At 68.8% G+C, this 18,388-nt stretch carries 13 protein-coding genes; 3 read left to right on the top strand and 10 right to left on the bottom strand.

What is annotated here, in order from left to right; translation table 11 throughout:
* Positions 1-29: 29 nt before the first annotated feature.
* From BFN33_RS19165 to arc, 3 genes are all read right to left on the bottom strand, one after another.
* Positions 30-248 (bottom strand): ubiquitin-like protein Pup, encoded by a 219-nt coding sequence (locus BFN33_RS19165; RefSeq protein WP_007380863.1) that lies wholly within the window; start codon positions 246-248, stop codon positions 30-32.
* A gap of 155 nt (positions 249-403) precedes the next feature.
* Complete coding sequence (gene dop, locus BFN33_RS19160) at positions 404-1,915, bottom strand: depupylase/deamidase Dop (RefSeq protein WP_365647039.1); 1,512 nt, start codon at positions 1,913-1,915, stop codon at positions 404-406.
* Between the two features lie 245 nt (positions 1,916-2,160).
* On the bottom strand, positions 2,161-3,927 hold the full coding sequence (gene arc, locus BFN33_RS19155; RefSeq protein ID WP_057614326.1) for a proteasome ATPase: 1,767 nt from the start codon (positions 3,925-3,927) through the stop codon (positions 2,161-2,163).
* A 244-nt stretch (positions 3,928-4,171) separates the two neighbouring features.
* Between arc and BFN33_RS19150 the strand changes: the two genes are divergently transcribed.
* Complete coding sequence (locus BFN33_RS19150) at positions 4,172-4,477, top strand: ferredoxin (protein WP_069761305.1); 306 nt, start codon at positions 4,172-4,174, stop codon at positions 4,475-4,477.
* Positions 4,478-4,533: 56 nt separating this feature from the next.
* Here the strand turns inward: BFN33_RS19150 and BFN33_RS19145 are convergent, their stop codons facing one another.
* The 3 genes from BFN33_RS19145 to BFN33_RS19135 form a co-directional block, all read right to left on the bottom strand.
* The gene (locus tag BFN33_RS19145; RefSeq protein ID WP_069761304.1) at positions 4,534-5,112 is read right to left on the bottom strand and encodes a hypothetical protein; all 579 of its coding nucleotides are present in this window, start codon (positions 5,110-5,112) and stop codon (positions 4,534-4,536) included.
* Positions 5,113-5,319: 207 nt separating this feature from the next.
* Positions 5,320-6,222 (bottom strand): tRNA (adenine-N1)-methyltransferase, encoded by a 903-nt coding sequence (locus tag BFN33_RS19140; protein ID WP_069761303.1) that lies wholly within the window; start codon positions 6,220-6,222, stop codon positions 5,320-5,322.
* Between the two features lie 38 nt (positions 6,223-6,260).
* Positions 6,261-8,183, bottom strand: a complete 1,923-nt coding sequence (locus BFN33_RS19135; RefSeq protein ID WP_069761302.1) for a site-2 protease family protein — start codon at positions 8,181-8,183, stop codon at positions 6,261-6,263.
* A 173-nt stretch (positions 8,184-8,356) separates the two neighbouring features.
* Here BFN33_RS19135 and BFN33_RS19130 point away from each other — a divergent pair, with 173 nt between their 5' ends.
* A complete protein-coding gene (locus tag BFN33_RS19130; RefSeq protein ID WP_069761301.1) occupies positions 8,357-9,328 on the top strand; it encodes a RecB family exonuclease in 972 nt (323 codons plus the stop codon).
* Between the two features lie 14 nt (positions 9,329-9,342).
* On the top strand, positions 9,343-10,014 hold the full coding sequence (locus BFN33_RS19125) for a response regulator transcription factor (RefSeq protein ID WP_030606450.1): 672 nt from the start codon (positions 9,343-9,345) through the stop codon (positions 10,012-10,014).
* A 77-nt stretch (positions 10,015-10,091) separates the two neighbouring features.
* Here BFN33_RS19125 and BFN33_RS19120 read toward each other — a convergent pair whose 3' ends face one another.
* From BFN33_RS19120 to metH, 4 genes are all read right to left on the bottom strand, one after another.
* Entirely contained in the window at positions 10,092-11,672 is a 1,581-nt protein-coding gene (locus tag BFN33_RS19120; protein WP_069761300.1) for an ABC transporter substrate-binding protein, read from the bottom strand.
* 82 nt (positions 11,673-11,754) lie between these two features.
* Positions 11,755-13,359 carry an ABC transporter substrate-binding protein gene (locus tag BFN33_RS19115; RefSeq protein WP_069761299.1) on the bottom strand — a complete coding sequence of 535 codons (1,605 nt, stop codon included), beginning with the start codon at positions 13,357-13,359 and terminating at the stop codon, positions 11,755-11,757.
* 434 nt (positions 13,360-13,793) lie between these two features.
* Positions 13,794-14,492: an HAD family phosphatase gene (locus BFN33_RS19110; protein ID WP_069761298.1), complete on the bottom strand. Its 699-nt coding sequence runs from the start codon at positions 14,490-14,492 to the stop codon at positions 13,794-13,796.
* A 118-nt stretch (positions 14,493-14,610) separates the two neighbouring features.
* The gene (gene metH / locus BFN33_RS19105; protein WP_069761297.1) at positions 14,611-18,132 is read right to left on the bottom strand and encodes a methionine synthase; all 3,522 of its coding nucleotides are present in this window, start codon (positions 18,130-18,132) and stop codon (positions 14,611-14,613) included.
* Positions 18,133-18,388: the final 256 nt, after the last annotated feature.

Below are 18,388 nucleotides of genomic sequence, written 5' to 3'. Positions count from 1 at the left end.
ACTTCGAAGGCAAAGTGACCTATCAGCCTCTACTCTCCACCTTTTTGCACGAAGGAGCGCACGAAATCCTCGGCATTTTCCTCGAGTACGTCGTCGATCTCGTCCAGGACGGAGTCCACGTCGTCGCTGAGCTTCTCCTGGCGCTCCTTGAGGTCCTCGGAACCCTGCGTTTCCGCGGTCTGCTCCTCGACCTCCTCGGTGTTGCGCGTGGCCTTCTGCTGTCCGCCGCCGGTGTCCTTGGTCGCCATAACCCCTCACCCCGCTCGGTTCGACGTTCTTGATCAGACCCTACAAGCAGGGTCTGACATCGGCCCCGCAGTTCCTACAACGTACGGGGGCCATCTCGATGATTCCCTCTGGCCGGGTTTTCCACCCTGCGGGACCGCCCGGCCAAAGGACTCGTTCAGCTGCCCGACAGGACCCTGACCAGGTCTTCTGCCGTGCGACAGCGGTCCAGGAGCTCCTTGACGTGATTTCGCGTTCCGCGAAGCGGTTCGAGGGTTGGGACCCGTTGGAGCGAGTCCCGGCCCGGGAGGTCGAAGATCACCGAGTCCCAGGAGGCCGCGGCGACGTCGTCGGCGTACTGCTCCAGGCAGCGGCCGCGGAAGTACGCGCGGGTGTCCTCCGGGGGCTTGGTGCGGGCTCGCTCGACCTCGTTCTCGTCCAGCAGGCGCTTGATGCGGCCGCGGGCCGCGAGCCGGTTGTAGAGGCCCTTGTCGGCGCGCACGTCGGCGTACTGGAGGTCCAGGAGGTGGAGCTTGGCGGCGTCCCAGTCGAGGTCGTCGCGGCGCCGGTAGCCCTCCATGAGTTCGCGCTTGGCGACCCAGTCGAGTTCGCCGGCGAGGCTCATGGGGTTGTTCTCGAGGCGGTTGAGGGTGTCTTCCCAGCGGGCCAGGATGTCCTTGGTCTGGTCGTCCGCGTCGGCGCCGAAGCGTTCTTCGACGTATTTGCGGGAGAGCTCGTAGTACTCCATCTGGAGCTGTACCGCGGTGAGTGTGCGGCCGCTGCGGAGGGTGACCAGGCGCTGGAGGGTGGGGTCGTGCGACACCTGGTGGAGGGTGCGTACCGGCTGGTCGACAGCGAGGTCCACCGCGATGAAGCCGTCCTCGATCATGGACAGGACCAGAGCCGTGGTGCCGAGCTTGAGGTACGTCGAGATCTCCGAGAGGTTTGCGTCGCCGATGATCACGTGGAGGCGGCGGTATTTCTCGGCGTCGGCGTGGGGCTCGTCGCGGGTGTTGATGATGGGGCGCTTCAAGGTCGTCTCGAGGCCTACCTCGACCTCGAAGTAATCCGCGCGCTGGCTGAGCTGGAAGCCGTGTTCGTGTCCGTCCTGGCCGATGCCGACGCGGCCGGCGCCTGCGAAGACCTGGCGGGAGACGAAGAAGGGGGTGAGGTGGCGCACGATGTCCGAGAAGGGGGTTTCCCGCTTCATCAGGTAGTTCTCGTGCGTGCCGTAGGAGGCGCCCTTGTTGTCGGTGTTGTTCTTGTAGAGGTGGATGGGCTGGGCGCCGGGGAGCTGGGCGGCCCGTTCGGCGGCCTCGGCCATGATGCGTTCGCCGGCCTTGTCCCACAGGACGGCATCCCAGGGGTTGGTGACCTCGGGGCTGCTGTATTCGGGGTGTGCGTGGTCGACGTAGAGCCGTGCGCCGTTGGTGAGGATGACATTGGCCAGGCCGATGTCCTCGTCGGTGAGCTGGCTGGAGTCGGCGGCCTCGCGGGCGAGGTCGAAGCCCCGTGCGTCCCGCAGCGGATTCTCCTCCTCGAAGTCCCAGCGGGCCCGTCGGGCCCGGTGCATCGCCGCCGCGTAGGCGTTGACGATCTGGGATGAGGTGAGCATGGCATTGGCGTTGGGGTGGCCGGGGACGGAGATCCCGTACTCCGTCTCGATGCCCATTACTCGCCGTACGGTCATGCGGCCCTCCTTGCCCGGCGGCGCCCTCGGTCGGGGGCGCCGCTCAAGTACCGCTGGCGCTCCGGTGCGTGTGCGGTGCCCGTCCCCGCACTGCGCGATTCGGCGGTACCGAAGAGCCTAGAACGGCTCTGCGCTGGTGGGGAGATCATTTGCGTCATTGCCTTGCTCGCCTTTGGTCCGGTTAGTTGCCTGAAAAACAGTCGGCTGCGGGTACCCCGGTGAGGGCACCCGCAGCCGCCCTGTCTTTACAGGTACTGACCGGTGTTTGCCACCGTGTCGATGGAGCGCCCTGTGTCGGCGCCCTGCTTTCCGGTGATGAGGGTACGGATGTAGACGATCCGCTCGCCCTTCTTGCCGGAGATGCGGGCCCAGTCGTCGGGGTTGGTGGTGTTGGGCAGGTCCTCGTTCTCCTTGAACTCGTCCACGCAGGCCTGGAGGAGGTGGGAGACGCGGAGACCCTTGGCGTTGTGGTCGAGGAAGTCCTTGATCGCCATCTTCTTGGCTCGGCCCACGATGTTTTCGATCATGGCGCCGGAGTTGAAGTCCTTGAAGTAGAGGACTTCCTTGTCGCCGTTGGCGTAGGTGACTTCCAGGAAGCGGTTTTCCTCGGATTCGGCGTACATGTGTTCCACGGCCGTCTGGATCATGCTCTGGACGGTGGTGGCCTTGCTGCCGCCGTGCTCGCCGACGTCGTCGGAGTGCAGCGGGAGGCGCTCGGTGAGGTACTTGGCGAAGATGTCCTTGGCGGCCTCGGCGTCGGGACGTTCGATCTTGATCTTCACGTCCAGGCGGCCGGGGCGCAGGATGGCGGGGTCGATCATGTCCTCGCGGTTGGAGGCGCCGATCACGACCACGTTCTGCAGGCCTTCCACGCCGTCGATCTCGGCGAGCAGCTGGGGGACGATGGTGTTCTCCACGTCCGAGCTGACACCGGAGCCGCGGGTGCGGAAGAGGGATTCCATCTCGTCGAAGAAGACGATGACGGGTGTGCCCTCGCTGGCCTTCTCCCTCGCACGCTGGAAGACGAGGCGGATCTGCCGCTCGGTCTCGCCGACGTACTTGTTGAGGAGCTCGGGGCCTTTGATGTTGAGGAAGAAGCTCTTGCCGGTGGCCTGGCCGGTGACCTCGGCGACCTTCTTGGCCAGCGAGTTGGCGACGGCCTTGGCGATGAGCGTCTTGCCGCATCCGGGGGGTCCGTAGAGCAGGACGCCCTTGGGTGGGCGCAGTTCGTGCTCTTTGAACAGGTCCGGGTAGAGGTACGGGAGCTCTACGGCGTCTCGGATGGCCTCGATCTGGCCGCCGAGTCCGCCGATCTGTTCGTAGCCGATGTCGGGGACTTCTTCGAGGACGAGTTCCTCGACCTCGCTCTTGGGCACGACCTCGTAGACGTAGCCGGAGCGTGGTTCGAGGAGCAGGGCGTCGCCGGGGCGGATGGTCACGTCGAGCAGCGGTTCGGCGAGCCGTACCACCCGCTCCTCGTCCGTGTGGCCCTGTACCAGGGCGCGCTCCCCGTCCTCGAGGATCTCCTTGAGGGTGACGATGTCGCCGACGCTCTCGTACTCCATGGCCTCGACCACGTTGAGAGCTTCGTTGAGCATCACTTCCTGGCCGCGCCGGAGCTCTTCGAGTTCGACGCTTGGGCTGACGTTCACCCGCAGTTTGCGGCCGCCGGTGAAGATGTCTGCGGTGCCGTCCTCGTTCGCTTCGAGGAAGACGCCGAAGCCGGCCGGGGGCTGTGCGAGCCGGTCGACCTCCTCCTTGAGGGCCACGATCTGGTCGCGGGCCTCACGGAGCGTGTTGGCGAGTCGCTCGTTCTGGGCGGACACGCCGGCCAGGTTGGTCTGCAGCTCGACGATCCGCTCTTCGAGAATCCTCGTGTGTCGCGGAGAGTCGGCGAGCTTGCGTCGCAGGACGGCGATCTCCTGCTCAAGGTAGGCAATCTGCCCGGACGGGTCGTCGGACCCTCGTCCCGGGCGGATGCCGCGGTTCATGTCGTCGTCGTGGGCTGCCACGGTCCTCACCTCCTCCAAGGGGAGCTGGACGCTTCCAGACCCTACCTGGGTGGGTGTCGATTGAAACCCCTAGATCACAAAGACTGTCGAGGTGTGTCCGATCTTCACCCTTGCGCTCTCCCTCACGCCAGGGGAATACCCACCGAACAAGATTGGAAAGCTGCCGAAGGTAGGGTCGAAGTGTTCAACACCCGCCAGAGCTGGCCGGATTCCCGTTCGGCTCGACGCATAAACGGCAGGAGAGATGAGAGTGCAGCAGGAGGTCGGGGCCGACGGCGAGACCCTGGAGGTCTGGATCGACCAGGATCTCTGTACTGGTGACGGCATCTGTGCCCAGTACGCGCCCGAGGTGTTCGAGCTGGACATCGACGGTCTGGCGTATGTGAAGGGCTCGGACGACGAGCTTCTGCAGGACAGGGGCGCCACAACGCCCGTACCGCTGCCGCTTCTCAACGATGTGGTCGACTCCGCGAAGGAGTGTCCTGGCGACTGCATTCACGTACGTCGAGTTTCGGACAGGGTGGAGATCTACGGTCCGGACGCTGAGTGACCGGAGACGACCGTGCGTGATGACTGTCTGATTTCTCACAGATGTGATCGCTTCGGTCAGACGGTGTGTGTGCCCGCGGGGGTCGAGCGGACGAACGCACCGTCCTTCCACTGCCACTTCGCCTTGTCCTTCACGTCCGGGCAGCAACTGGGTACGTCGGACGTGGAGTAGCCGAGGAGGGTCGCGAGGACGGTGCCGTCGCTCACCGTGAAGTCGGTGACGGTGTTGCGGGTCTTCGGGCTCAGCAGGGTGGCGACGACACGGGGTTCACCGGTGCCCTTCGCGCGTGTGATGACGTAGACGGCGTCCGGCGGGGTGCCCATGGGGGCGTCGCAGTGCACGACGACGACTGTTTCCGGCCGTTCGTCGCCGTCGAGGTCTCCGGAGACCTGTTTCTGGATCTTCGCCTTGACGGGTCCGCAGTCGATCGGGAAGCGGACGTCCGCGGGATCGGGCGCGGTCGCGACCACGGGGGCGGTTCTGGGCTCGGGGCCGGCCGCCTGGGCCGCTGTCGCCGAGTTGGGCTGCAGGACCGAGGAGAAGGCCACGACGCCTGCCACGGCGGTGGCGGTGGCGACCCAGTGGATGGGGCGGGTGTTCGTGTGTGCCAGTTCCGGGACGGCGGATTGCTGCACTAGGAGCGTCTCCTGTGAGGGCGTGCCGGTGGGGGTGGGGTGGCCAGCATGGTGCCACACGTCACAGGTGGGGGGAACGGCGGGGTGGGTACTTGTGCGGGTTGCCGTACGGCGGTTCCCTCAACACGGAGGCGTCGGGGTGAAGTTCCCCTGGTCTGCGGGAACTCCACTCCGACGCCTGTACGTTGACTGCGGCACGGGGCCGTCCTAGCGGCCGGCGCCTCCGTCGGCGTTGGGGCCGGTGTAGTCCTCGCCGTAGGCGCCCTTGGCGGGGCGGCGTCGGCGCATGGGGGGCTCGACGCCGTCGGCGAGGCGGCGGGCGGTGAGCAGGAAGCCGGTGTGGCCGATCATGCGGTGGTCCGGGCGGACGGCCAGGCCTTCCACGTGCCAGTTGCGGATCATCGACTCCCAGGAGGTGGGCTCGTTGAAGGAGCCGATCTCGCGGATGGATTCGACGGTCCGGGCGAGCTGGGTGGTGGTGGCGACGTAGCAGCACAGGATGCCGCCGGGGACGAGTGCCTTGGAGACGGCCTCCAGGCATTCCCAGGGGGCGAGCATGTCGAGGATGACGCGGTCGACGTCGGTGTCGGACAGGTTGTCCTGGAGGTCGCCGACAGTGAGCTGCCAGGCGGGGTGCGGGCCGCCGAAGTAGCGTTCCACGTTCTGCTGGGCGATCTCGGCGAAGTCCTCGCGGCGCTCGTAGCTGTGCAGCATGCCCTGGTCGCCGATGGCGCGCAGCAGGAAGCTGCTGAGCGAGCCGGAGCCTACGCCGGCTTCCACGACGCGGGCGCCGGGGAAGATGTCCGCGAAGGCGAGGATCTGCCCCGCGTCCTTGGGGTAGACCACGGCGGCGCCGCGGGGCATGGACAGGACGTAGTCGGGGAGCAGGGGGCGCAGCGCGAGGTAGGCGACGTTACCGGTGGTGCGGACAACGCTGCCCTCGGGTGCGCCGATCAGCTCGTCGTGCGGGAAGGAACCCTTGTGGGTGTGGAAGTTCTTTCCCTCTTCGAGCGTGAACGTGTAGTGGCGGCCCTTGGGGTCGGTCAGCTGAACCTGGTCCCCGACCTTGAAGGGCCCGCGCCTGCGGGCGGCACCGGTCGGTTCGGACATGTGAACAGCCTACCGGTCCCCGGCGGGGCCGCCGACCACTAGGACGGTCTGGCCATGGCCTTCACGAAGGCGCGTTCCACGTCGGCCGCGGACAGGACGCCGTAGATCTCGCCGGTCTGCTCGACGACGAGGTACTCGGTGGCGGGGGCCGCGCGCAGGGCGTCCAGCAGGTCCTCGCCCGCGAGCTCCGCGGAGACGCGCATGCCGTCGGTGAGGTCCTGGGCGAGGCCGCCGACGGCGACCCAGGGGCGGCGGTGTTCGGGTACGCCGACGATGGCGGCCTCGCGGACGAGGGAGAGCGGGGTGCCTTCGGCGTCGACGACGACCAGGGCGCGGGCGCCGGCGGCGTTGGCGCGGCGCAGGGCCTCGGAGAGGGGGGTGTCGGACTCGACGGGGACCGCGCGGCGGGTGAGGGTGCGGGCGCGCAGTTCGGGGAGGTGTTCGCGCAGGCGTGCCATGCGCAGGCTGTTGCCGGCGCCGGTCCAGATGATCGCGGCGAGGATCGCGGCGAGCAGGGCGTCCATGACGGTGTCCATGCCGACGTTGTCCTCGGCGGAGGAGCCGAGCGCTCCGGACTGGGTGAGCAGGGGGAGGCCGATGAGGACGCAGACGGCGAGAGCGCGGCCGACCCATGCGGCGGCGATGGTGCCGCTCATGGGCCTGCCGGTGATCTTCCAGACGACGGCGCGGAGCATGCGGCCGCCGTCGAGGGGGAGGCCGGGCAGGAGGTTGAAGGCGGCCACGATGAGGTTGGAGACCATCAGGCCGGCGAGCAGGACGCCGGGGACCGTGCCGGGTTCGACGGTCAGCATGGCGAGGTAGAAGAGGCCGGCGAGGACCAGGGAGAGCAGCGGGCCGACGAAGGCCAGCACGAACTCCCGGCCGGGGGTCTCGGCCTCTTTCTCGATCTCGGAGACGCCGCCGAAGAACTGGAGCTGGATGCGGCGGACGGGGAGCTTGAAGCGCAGTGCCGCGACGGTGTGCGCCAGTTCGTGGACGAGGACGGAGGCGTAGAAGGCGACCGCGAAGAAGAGGGAGACGAGGTAGCGGGCGGCGCCGAGCTCCGGGAGCACGCGGTCCAGTTGTCCGCCGAAGACCCAGGTGATGAGGGCGGCGACGAGGAACCAGCTGGGGGCGACGTAGACGGGCACACCGAAGGGGCGGCCCATCAGCAGGCCGCCGCGGGGCTGGGGGGACTGGGGTGGSGGGGGGTTCTTGGGGGCGCCGGAGTGGGCGAGGGTGCGGTGCTCGCCGTGGAAGGCCGGAGGGGCGTGGTCGGCGTCCGCCTCTTCGGGTTTGTGCGGGCCGGCGGGTGGCGAGGGCTGCCGGTGACCGCCGTGGTGCCCCTCGGACTCACGATCCGCGCTCGCACCCTCACCTGCCGGCCCGTCGGCCTCCGGGGCCGGGGCCTCGGACGGGCGCCGACTCTCCTCGGGCCCGGCGCCGGTCTCCCGGGGACCACCGGCCGCGGGGGCCGCGTCGGCTTCGGCGTCGGCCTCGGGAGTGCCGAGGTCGTCGGCCGTCGGCGGCTGCGACGGGCGCCCACTGCCCTCGGGCCCGGCGCCGGTCTGCGGGGGACCACCGGCCGTGGGGGCCGCGTCGGCCTCGGGAGTGCCGTCGGTCGATCGTGGCGAGGCGCCGCGGTCGTCGGCCGTCGGCGGCTGCGACGGGCGCCCACTGCCCTCGGGCCCGGCGCCGGTCTGTGGGAGACCGTCCGCCTCGGAGGTGTCGTGGGTGGGGTGATCATCCGCGGAGGGCTCCGGGGCGCCGTCGTGTTCGGGTGTGTTGGCGGCCTGTGCGGGAGCGCTCGTGGGCTGGGGGTTCGGGGCGGACGCCCGGGTGCCGTTCTCGTGCGGGTCGGGGGTCGTGGGGTCGGTGGTGTGGGCCGTGGGCCCTGCGTGGGGCTTGGCCGGCCGGTCCTTGCCGGACCGCGGCTGCCCGCTCCCGCCGCTCTCGTCCACGATGTCCCCTCGTTCGAAGCGTCTTCCGCCTGCCGTGCGGAAGGGTCTCGGGTTGATGGTATGCGGCGGTCGCGACGCGTTCCGCCCCGGCACCCCCCGTGTTTCCTCAGCGGTCACGGCGGTCACGGCCGCGGGTGGGTCACTGTCAGTGGCGGGCCGTATGGTCTGTGGTCATGGAGACGAGCACCGAGGACACGGCGGAAGCCGCGAGCGGCGACCCGGGGGCGGCGGTGGAGCCGGTCACCGGCGAGCCGACGGCAGAGGGTACGGCGGAGGGGACCGTGGAGGTGTCCCGGCCGACCGCCATAGCGCCGGCTTCCCTCTCCCCTTCTCGTGCCAATGACTTCATGCAGTGTCCGCTGCTGTACCGGTTCCGGGTGATCGACCGGCTTCCGGAGAAGCCGAGCGAGGCGGCCACCCGGGGGACGCTGGTCCACTCGGTGCTGGAGCGGCTCTTCGACGCCCCGGCCACGGAGCGGACCGCGCCCCGGGCCAAGTCGCTCGTCCCCGGCCAGTGGGACCGGCTCAGGGAGAGCCGGCCGGAGGTCGTGGAGCTGTTCGCCGACGATCCGGACGGCGAGCGGCTGGCGCTGTGGCTCGGTGAGGCGGAGCGGCTGGTCGAGCGGTGGTTCACGCTGGAGGATCCGACGCGCCTGGAGCCCGCGGAGCGGGAGCTGTTCGTCGAGGCGGAGCTGGACTCGGGGCTGAGGCTGCGGGGGATCATCGACCGGGTCGACGTGGCGCCGACCGGCGAGGTGCGGATCGTCGACTACAAGACCGGCAAGGCGCCCCGTCCCGAGTACGCCGAGGGCGCGCTGTTCCAGATGAAGTTCTACGCCCTGGTCGTGTGGCGGCTGAAGAACGTGATCCCGCGCCGGCTCCAGCTCGTCTACCTCGGCAGCGGTGACGTCCTGACGTACGACCCCGTCCTCGCCGACCTGGAGCGCGTCGAGCGCAAGCTGCTGGCGCTGTGGGAGGCCATCCGGCAGGCCACGGAGACGGGCGACTGGCGGCCGCGCCCGACCAAGCTGTGCGGCTGGTGCGATCACCAGGAGCACTGCCCGGAGTTCGGCGGCACTCCCCCGCCGTACCCGCTGCCGGTGACGTCCGCGATCGGTGAGCAGGGCAGAATGGGGCCGGACTAGCGAAGGAGACTTACGTGGCCATCCGCGTCCTACTGGTCGACGACCAGCCCCTGCTGCGAACCGGCTTCCGGATGATCCTGGAGGCCGAGCAGGACCTCGCGGTCGTGGGCGAGGCCGGAGACGGCCTGCAGGCTCTCGACCAGGTACGGGCGCTCCAGCCCGACGTGGTCCTCATGGACATCCGTATGCCTCGGATGGACGGTGTCGAGGCGACGCGGCAGATCACCGGGCCCGGGCGGGACGGCCCGGCCAAGGTGCTCGTGCTGACGACCTTCGACCTCGACGAGTACGTGGTGGAGGCGCTGCGGGCGGGGGCCAGCGGCTTTCTGCTCAAGGACGCCCCGGCCAACGAGCTCGTGCAGGCGATCCGGGTGGTGGCCGCGGGTGAGGCGATGCTCGCGCCCAGCATCACGCGTCGGCTGCTCGACAAGTACGCCACGCATCTGCCGTCCGGCGACGAGCCGGTGCCGGACACGCTGCACACGCTCACCGACCGCGAGGTCGAAGTGCTGAAGCTGGTGGCGCGCGGGCTGTCCAACGCGGAGATCGCCGCGGATCTGTTCGTCAGTGAGACCACCGTGAAGACGCACGTCGGTCACGTCCTGACCAAGCTGGGGCTCAGGGACCGGGTGCAGGCCGCGGTGTACGCGTACGAGAGCGGGCTGGTGCGTCCCGGCGCGCAGTAGCGGAAGCGGTACGGAGCGAAGAGGGCGTCCCCCGCCTGACTGGGGGCGCCCTCTTCGTGTCTGCGGCCGTCGCGGGATCAGCCCTTGCTGAGCTCCCAGAAGCGGAACACGGTGGAGGCGTCGAGGCAGTACTCCAGGCCGTAGACGTCGTCACGGACCACGGCGTACTGCTTGGCCTGCCAGACCGGCAGGACGGGGACGTCCTCGGCGACGATGTCCTGGAGGGTGCCGAAGGGGTCGTCCGTCGCGGAGCGGTCCGGCTGGGCGGCGGTCTGCGGGATGAGCGAGCCGGTGATCTCGTTGTTGCTGTAGTGGTTGTCCAGCACGTTGCCCTTGCCGAAGAAGGGGGCCGTGAAGTTGTCGGCGTCCGGGTAGTCGGGCACCCAGCCCTTGACGTAGACGCCGTACTTCCCGGCGGCGATGTCCTTCTCGTACTGGTCGAAGGCCACGGACTTCACGTCGGCGTCGAACAGGCCGCTGGCGTTGAGCTGCTGGGCGATCGTCTTGAGTTCCTGGCCGGTGGCCGGGCCGTAGCGGGACGGCGTCGACCACAGGGTCAGCTTCACCTTGCCGGTGATGTTGTCGGCGGCGAGGGCGGCGGCGGCCTTGGACTTGGAGGGCTCGGCGCCGTAGGTGTCGAAGAAGGCCGTGTTGTGGCCCCCGATACCGGCCGGGATGATCGAGTACAGCGGGGTCGCGGTGCCCTGGTAGACGTCGTGGATCAGGGCTTCGCGGTCGATCAGGTAGGCGATCGACTTGCGGACGCCGAGCCGGCCCGCGGCCGGGTCGTCCATGTTGAAGACGAGGTGCTGGACCTCGGCGCTGGTGCCCTCGACGACCTCGACGCCGGAGTCGGGCGAGGCGTTCTCGATGTCGGTGATGTCGCCCGCGGTCAGGCCGCGGTAGGCGATGTCGACCTTCTTGTCGGTCAGGGCGGTCTTCAGGGCGCTCTGGTCGCCGTGGAAGAACTTCAGCGTGACGCCGGAGTTCTGGGGGTCGGCGGTGCCCTTGTAGTTCTCGTTGACGGAGAACACGGCCTGGTCGTCGTCGAACGAGTCGAGCTGGTACGGGCCGGAGCCGACCGCCTTGCCGTCCTTGCGGAGGCCGTCGGCGTCGTACTGGGTGTGGTCGACGATCGAGCCGGCGCCAGAGGCGATCTTGCTCGGGAAGGTGGCGTCCGGGGTGTTGAGCTTGAAGACGACCGTCTTCGCGTCCGGTGTCTCGACCTTGTCGAGCATCGGGAACATGATCGCGGGACCGGCGTCGTCGTTGATCTTCAACGTGCGGTCGAAGGAGAACTTGACGTCCTCGGAGGTCAGCGCGTCGCCGTTGCTGAACTTGAGGCCGTCCTTGAGCGTGCACTCGTACACCTGGGTCTTGGTGTCCGTGAACTCGCAGCTCCGGGCGGCGTCCGGCTCCGGTTCCGTGCCGCCCTTGGGGAAGCTGAGCAGCGACTGGAAGACGTTGTTGAACAGCAGCCAGGAGCCGGGGTCGTAGCCGGAGGCCGGGTCGGTGGCGAGGACGTCGTCGGACATCCCCATGACCACGGAGGAGCCGCCGGAACCGGAGCCCCCCGACTCCGTGCCGCAGCCGGTCAGCAGACCGGCGCCCAGCCCCGCCACGATGGGCAGGACCTGCCACTGGATGCGCTTGTTCACGTAGGAGTGCCTTGTCGTCGGTTCTGGTGGAAACCCCGGGCCCGTTCGCCGGGGCCCGGGGTGCTGGAGGCGTCGCGGTCGGTCAGCCGCTCACGCCTCGGCCGAGTTCCCACAGCTGCAGTGTCGACGAGGAGTTGAGCGCGTAGGCGGTGCCCGTGACGTCGTCGCGTGCGGCGACGTACTGGTTGCCCTGCCACAGCGGCAGCACGGGGACGTCGTTGGCGACGATGTCCTGGATCTCGGTCAGGCTCGAGGCCGCGGCGATGCGGTCGGCCTCGCGGCGGGAGTCCGGGATCAGGGTGCTGCGGATCTTCGTGTTGTCGTACGGCGATCCGAGGAAGTTGTCCTTGTCGAGGAACGGGGCGAGGTAGTTGTCGGCGTCGGGGAAGTCGGGGAACCAGCCCATGCCGTAGACGTCGTACTTGCCCTTCTGCTCGGCCGGGCGGAAGGTCGTCCAGGGCGCGCCCTGGATGCTGACGTCGAAGAGCCCGCTGTCGTTGAGCTGCTTCTGCAGGTCCTCGAACTCCTCCTTGGTGCCCGAGCCGTAGTGGTCGGTCGTGTAATGGAGGGTCAGCTTCACCGGGGTGGTGATGTCGGCCAGGGTCAGCAGGGACTTGGCCTTGGTGACGCTCGGGTCGCCGTACTTGTTGAAGAACGAGTTGGAGTGGCCGGTGATGGTGGCCGGGACCAGCGAGAAGAGCGGTTGGGCCTGGGTGCCGTAGACCTTGGAGACGAGTTCGCTGCGGTTGATGAGCTGAGCCATCGCCTGGCGCACGGCACGGGACTTCACGGTCGGGGCGTCGGTGTTGAAGGCGAGGTAGCGGATCTCCAGGCCGGCCATCTCGACGAGGTCGACGTCACCGCCGGACTCGTTCGAGAGCTTCTTGATCTGCTGCGGCGACATGGTGCGGGTGATGAGGTCGATGTCGCCCTTTTCGAGGGCGGTGCCCATGTCGTCGGCGTCCGAGTAGGAGCGCAGTTCGACCTTGTCGTTGTTCACCGTCAACGACCCCTTGTAGTTGGGGTTCTTGGTGAACACGGCGTCGACGAGCTCGTCGTTCTTGACGTCGGCCTTCATGGTGTAGGGGCCGGAGCCGTCGACGTCGAAGCCGTCGCGGAGCTTGTTCTTCGCGTAGTCGTCGGGGTTGACGATGCCGGCCACCGGGGTCGACAGCTTGTACGGGAAGGTGGCGTCGGCGGTCTTGAGGTGGAAGATGACCTCGCGGTCGCCCTTGGTCTCCACGGTGTCGACGGTGGACAGCAGGGCGAAGACGCCGGAGTCCGCCTTGATGGCGCGGGCGCGGTCGATGGAGTACTTCACGTCCGCCGCGGTGATGGCGTCGCCGTTCGCGAACTTCAGGCCGTCGCGCAGGGTGCAGACGTAGCGTTCGTTGCCGCTGTCGCTGAAGCCGCAGGACTTGGCCGCCTCGGGCACGGGGTCGCCGTCGCCCTTGGGCTGGATCATCAGGGTCTGCACGGTCTGGCGCAGGACGTTCCAGGTGCCGACGTCGTAGGCGTAGGCGGGGTCGAGCGGCGCGGGAGCTGCCTTCGTGGCGGTGAACCGGTCCGTGGTGCCGACAGCGATCGCGTCGCCTCCGCCGCTGCCGCTGTCGGAGCCGCCGCAGGCGGCGAGCACCGGCGCCAGCAGACCGATGACGGCCGGCAGCACCAAAGTCTTGCGGTTCATGCTCGAGTTTCTCCACAGCTGTTCAGTCCGTGTACCCGGCATGCATGGGTGGTGCGGCGGATCACGGGGTTAGGGCGATGTTGTCACCAGGAGATTAGTCCGCACCTGCAGGAGCGTTCGCGGCCACCGGAGTTGGGCCTCCATCACACAGCGGAACCGGGTGTGGACGCACCGAAAACCCATCAGGGGAAGGATTGGTGCAGGGTTTCATCAATCGGGACACATGGGCGCCCCCGCACCCCCGGAAACGGGGTGTCCGGCACAGTCGCGGCCACCTGTCGAGACCCGGCCGAGTGGGGAACCTCACACCCGTGACGGGAGGGCGGCGGACCGGAATTCGGCCATCCGGCACGGTTCGAATTCCTGTGACAGGGACCTGGGGAATTACCGCGTTATCCGCACTGCACGCTGGGTGAACAGCCGAGGCATTTCCGTCATCGAAGGGTGATCAGGCCGCGCAGAAATGTCAGGTCGACCTCTTCGAGGGAGCCGACGACGGTGCGTCCGGGGGCCTGCGGGATAGGGGCGACCGAGGGCACGACCACGACCTGGCAGCCGGCGGCCTCGGCCGCGGCGACACCGGTGGCGGTGTCCTCGACCACCGCGCATCTGGCCGGATCGGCGCCGAGCCCGGCGGCGGCGAACAGATAGGGGTCCGGGTGCGGCTTGGTGCGCGGCACCTCGTCTCCGGCGACCGTGAGGGCGAAGTGCTCAGGGCCCAGGGAGGCGAGGACGCGGTCGATGATGCGCCGGTGCGAGGCGGAGACCAGGGCGGTGGGGATCCGGTGCGCGGACAGTTCGGTCAGCAGCCGGGTGGCCCCGGGCATCAGGGGCAGGGCGTGGCCGATACGGTCCTCGAAGCCCTGGTTGAGCAGGACGGTGAGCTCGGCGAGTGTGATGTCGGCGCCGGTGGCCTCGATCAGGAAGCCCGCGCTGCGGGTCATGGGGCCGCCGACCACGACATGGCGCCAGGAGTCGTCGAGGGTGTGGCCGAGGCGCGCGAAGATCTCGACCTCGACGTCCCACCAGAAGCCCTCGGTGTCCACCAGGGTGCCGTCCATGTCGAGGAGGACGGCCTGGAGGGCGGAGCCGTCTGCCGTACGGGTGATGGGTGCGGGGACCGTGCTGGTCATCCACGTACCTCCTTGAGGGACGAGCAGGCCGGTTCCCACGAAGGGAACCGGCCTGCGGTGGACCGACCAGTGTACGACTTATCCGATCAGTGTGCTGGGCGAGCCGGGATGCGGCGGCTCAGCGGGCGTTGAAGTACTTCGCCTCGGGGTGGTGGATGACGATGGCGTCGGTGGACTGCTCGGGGTGGAGCTGGAACTCCTCGCTGAGCTGGACGCCGATGCGCTCGGGCCGGAGCAGGTCGGCGATCTTGGCGCGGTCCTCCAGGTTCGGGCAGGCGCCGTAGCCGAGGGAGAAGCGGGCGCCCCGGTACTTGAGGGCGAACATGTCCTCGACGTCACTGGGGTCCTCGCCCGCGAAGCCGAGCTCGGAACGCACGCGCGCGTGCCAGTACTCGGCGAGCGCCTCCGCCAACTGGACGGACAGGCCGTGCAGTTCGAGGTAGTCGCGGTAGGCGTTGGCCTCGAAGAGCTTGGCGGTCTGCTCGCCGATCCGCGAGCCGACGGTGACGACCTGGAGGCCGACCACGTCGGTCTGACCCGACTCCTCCGGGCGGAAGAAGTCGGCGAGGCAGAGCCGGCGGCCGCGGCGCTGGCGCGGGAAGGTGAAGCGGGTGCGCTCGTTGCCCTCCTGGTCCAGGATGATCAGGTCGTCGTCCTTGGACACGCACGGGAAGTAGCCGTAGACGACGGCGGCTTCCAGCAGGTTCTCGGTCTGCAGCTTGTCCAGCAGACCGCGCAGCCGGGGGCGTCCGTCGGTCTCGACGAGCTCCTCGTACGTCGGTCCCTCGCCGGTGCGGGCCTGCTTGAGCCCCCACTGGCCCTTGAAGAGGGCGCCCTCGTCGAGCCAGGAGGCGTACTCCTTGAGCTGGATGCCCTTGATGACCCGGGTGTCCCAGAACGGCGGGGTGGGCACCGGGTTGTCGGTGGCGACGTCGGAGCGGACATGTCCCTCTTCGGGGCGCTCCTCCTCGACGGTCACGGCGCTCGCGCGCACCCTGCGCTGCTTGAGCTCGGGCAGCTTGGCGCCGGGCACGCCCCGCTTGACGCCGATGAGGGCGTCCATGAGGCGCAGGCCCTCGAACGCGTCGCGGGCGTAGCGGACCTCGCCCTGGTAGATCTCGTGCAGGTCCTGTTCGACGTACGCCCGGGTCAGCGCGGCGCCGCCCAGGATGACCGGGAAGTCGGTGGCCATGCCGCGCTGGTTGAGCTCCTCCAGGTTCTCCTTCATGATCACCGTGGACTTGACCAGGAGGCCGGACATGCCGATGACGTCGGCGCGGTGCTCGGCGGCGGCGTCGAGGATCGCGGAGACCGGCTGCTTGATGCCGAGGTTGATCACGTTGTAGCCGTTGTTGGACAGGATGATGTCGACGAGGTTCTTGCCGATGTCGTGGACGTCGCCGCGGACGGTGGCGAGCACGATGGTGCCCTTGCCGGCCTCGTCGCCCTCGACCTTCTCCATGTGCGGTTCCAGGTAGGCCACCGCGGTCTTCATCACCTCGGCGGACTGGAGGACGAACGGCAGCTGCATCTGGCCGGAGCCGAAGAGCTCGCCGACGACCTTCATGCCGTCCAGGAGGGTGTCGTTGACGATGTCGAGGGCGGGGCGGGACTGGAGGGCCTCGGCGAGGTCGGCCTCCAGGCCGTTCTTCTCGCCGTCGATGATGCGGCGCTTGAGGCGCTCCTCCAGGGGCAGGGCGGCCAGTTCCTCGGCGCGGCCGGCCTTCAGGGACTTGGTGGTGGCGCCCTCGAACAGGGCCATCAGCTTCTGGAGGGGGTCGTAGCCCTCGGCGCGACGGTCGTAGATGAGGTCGAGGGCCGTCTGGACCTCTTCCTCGCTGAAGCGGGCGATGGGCAGGATCTTCGACGCGTGGACGATCGCCGAGTCCAGGCCCGCCTTGACGCACTCGTCGAGGAAGACCGAGTTGAGCAGGACGCGGGCGGCCGGGTTGAGACCGAAGGAGATGTTGGACAGGCCCAGCGTGGTCTGGACGTCCGGGTGGCGGCGCTTGAGTTCGCGGATCGCCTCGATGGTGGCGAGGCCGTCCTTGCGGGACTCCTCCTGACCGGTGCAGATGGTGAAGGTCAGGGTGTCGATGAGGATGTCCGACTCGTGGATTCCCCAGTTGCCGGTCAGGTCCTCGATGAGCCGTTCGGCGATGGCGACCTTGTGCTCGGGGGTGCGGGCCTGGCCCTCCTCGTCGATGGTGAGGGCGATCAGCGCGGCGCCGTGCTCCTGGGCGAGCTTGGTGACCTTCGCGAAGCGGGACTCCGGGCCGTCGCCGTCCTCGTAGTTGACGGAGTTGATGACCGCGCGGCCGCCGAGCTTCTCCAGACCGGCCCGGATGACGGGGACCTCGGTGGAGTCCAGGACGATCGGCAGGGTGGAGGCGGTGGCGAAACGGCCGGCCAGCTCCTCCATGTCCGCCACACCGTCGCGGCCGACGTAGTCCACGCAGAGGTCCAGCATGTGGGCGCCCTCGCGGATCTGCTCGCGGGCCATCTCCACACAGTCGTCCCAGCGGGCCTCCAGCATCGCCTCGCGGAACTTCTTCGAGCCGTTGGCGTTGGTGCGCTCGCCGATGGCGAGGTAGGAGGTGTCCTGGCGGAACGGGACCGTCTGGTAGAGGGAGGCGGCGCCGGGCTCGGGCTGCGGGTTGCGCTCGGAGGGCGTGAGGTCACGGACGCGCTCGACGACCTGGCGCAGGTGTTCGGGGGTGGTGCCGCAGCAGCCGCCGATCAGGGAGAGGCCGTAGTCGCGGACGAAGGTCTCCTGGGCGTCGGCCAGGCCTTCGGGATCGAGCGGGAAGTGCGCGCCGTCCTTCGTGAGGATCGGCAGACCCGCGTTCGGCATGCACAGCAGCGGGATGCGGGAGTGCCGGGCGAGGTAACGCAGGTGCTCGCTCATCTCGGCCGGGCCGGTCGAGCAGTTCAGGCCGATCATGTCGATGCCGAGCGGTTCCAGCGCGGTCAGCGCGGCGCCGATCTCGGAGCCGAGCAGCATGGTGCCGGTGGTCTCGAACGCCATCGAGACCACCAGGGGCACATCGGCGCCGGTGGCCTCCAGTGCGCGGCGGGCGCCCAGCACGGAGGCCTTCGTCTGGAGCAGGTCCTGCGTGGTCTCGACGATCAGGGCGTCGGCGCCGCCGGCGAGGAGTCCCTCGACGTTGGCCTGGTAGCCGTCGCGGATCGTGGCGTAGTCGATGTGGCCGAGGGTGGGCAGCTTGGTGCCGGGCCCGACGGAACCGAGGACCCAGCGCGGGCGGCCGTCGCGGGCGGTGTGCTCGTCGGCCGCCTCGCGGGCGATCCGGGCACCGGCCTCGGAGAGCTCGTGCACGCGGTCGGCGATGTCGTACTCCGACGCGGCCGTGTGATTGGACCCGAAGGTGTTGGTCTCGACGCAGTCGACGCCCACCGCGAAGTACGCGTCGTGGACGGAGCGGACGATGTCCGGGCGCGTCACGTTGAGGATCTCGTTGCAACCCTCGAGATTCTCGAAGTCCTCGAGAGTGGGGTCCTGGGCCTGCAGCATGGTGCCCATCGCTCCGTCGGCGACCACCACTCTGGTGGCGAGTGCCTCACGGAGCGCGGACACACGGGTCCGGCTGTCGGCGGAAGGGGTCAGTGGCGACGAGGCCATGAAGGGGCTCCCTCAGTTGCGACGGCTGTCGGCTTCAGGCGCCCGCGAGACGTCCCACGCCGGGCGCACCACGCCAGGGTAGCCGGGTCCCCGCCGGGATGTTCGGCACGTCCACGGGACGGACGAGGATGGCGGCCAGGTCATCAACGGGATACCAGTGACACAACAGTTGCCGACCGACCATTAGCGGGAGGTCGGCATCGACCGGTAGTGTTCGACATTGCCGAACAGCGGCAGCGGCGCCGTAACACTCGGG

This window comes from Streptomyces sp. LUP47B, assembly GCF_001746295.1.
Taxonomy (GTDB): domain Bacteria; phylum Actinomycetota; class Actinomycetes; order Streptomycetales; family Streptomycetaceae; genus Streptomyces.
Note: the sequence above shows the minus strand (reverse complement) of the source record. Positions and strands in the feature narration are given on the sequence as shown.

Bases quoted from the DNA above. Each gene is read 5' to 3' on its own strand.
- BFN33_RS19165 (WP_007380863.1), bottom strand. From the start codon at position 248: ATGGCGACCAAGGACACCGGCGGCGGACAGCAGAAGGCCACGCGCAAC.
- dop (WP_365647039.1), bottom strand. From the start codon at position 1,915: ATGACCGTACGGCGAGTAATGGGCATCGAGACGGAGTACGGGATCTCC.
- BFN33_RS19150 (WP_069761305.1), top strand. From the start codon at position 4,172: ATGAGAGTGCAGCAGGAGGTCGGGGCCGACGGCGAGACCCTGGAGGTC.
- BFN33_RS19130 (WP_069761301.1), top strand. From the start codon at position 8,357: ATGGAGACGAGCACCGAGGACACGGCGGAAGCCGCGAGCGGCGACCCG.
- BFN33_RS19140 (WP_069761303.1), bottom strand. From the start codon at position 6,222: ATGTCCGAACCGACCGGTGCCGCCCGCAGGCGCGGGCCCTTCAAGGTC.
- BFN33_RS19115 (WP_069761299.1), bottom strand. From the start codon at position 13,359: ATGAACCGCAAGACTTTGGTGCTGCCGGCCGTCATCGGTCTGCTGGCG.
- BFN33_RS19110 (WP_069761298.1), bottom strand. From the start codon at position 14,492: ATGACCAGCACGGTCCCCGCACCCATCACCCGTACGGCAGACGGCTCC.
- metH (WP_069761297.1), bottom strand. From the start codon at position 18,132: ATGGCCTCGTCGCCACTGACCCCTTCCGCCGACAGCCGGACCCGTGTG.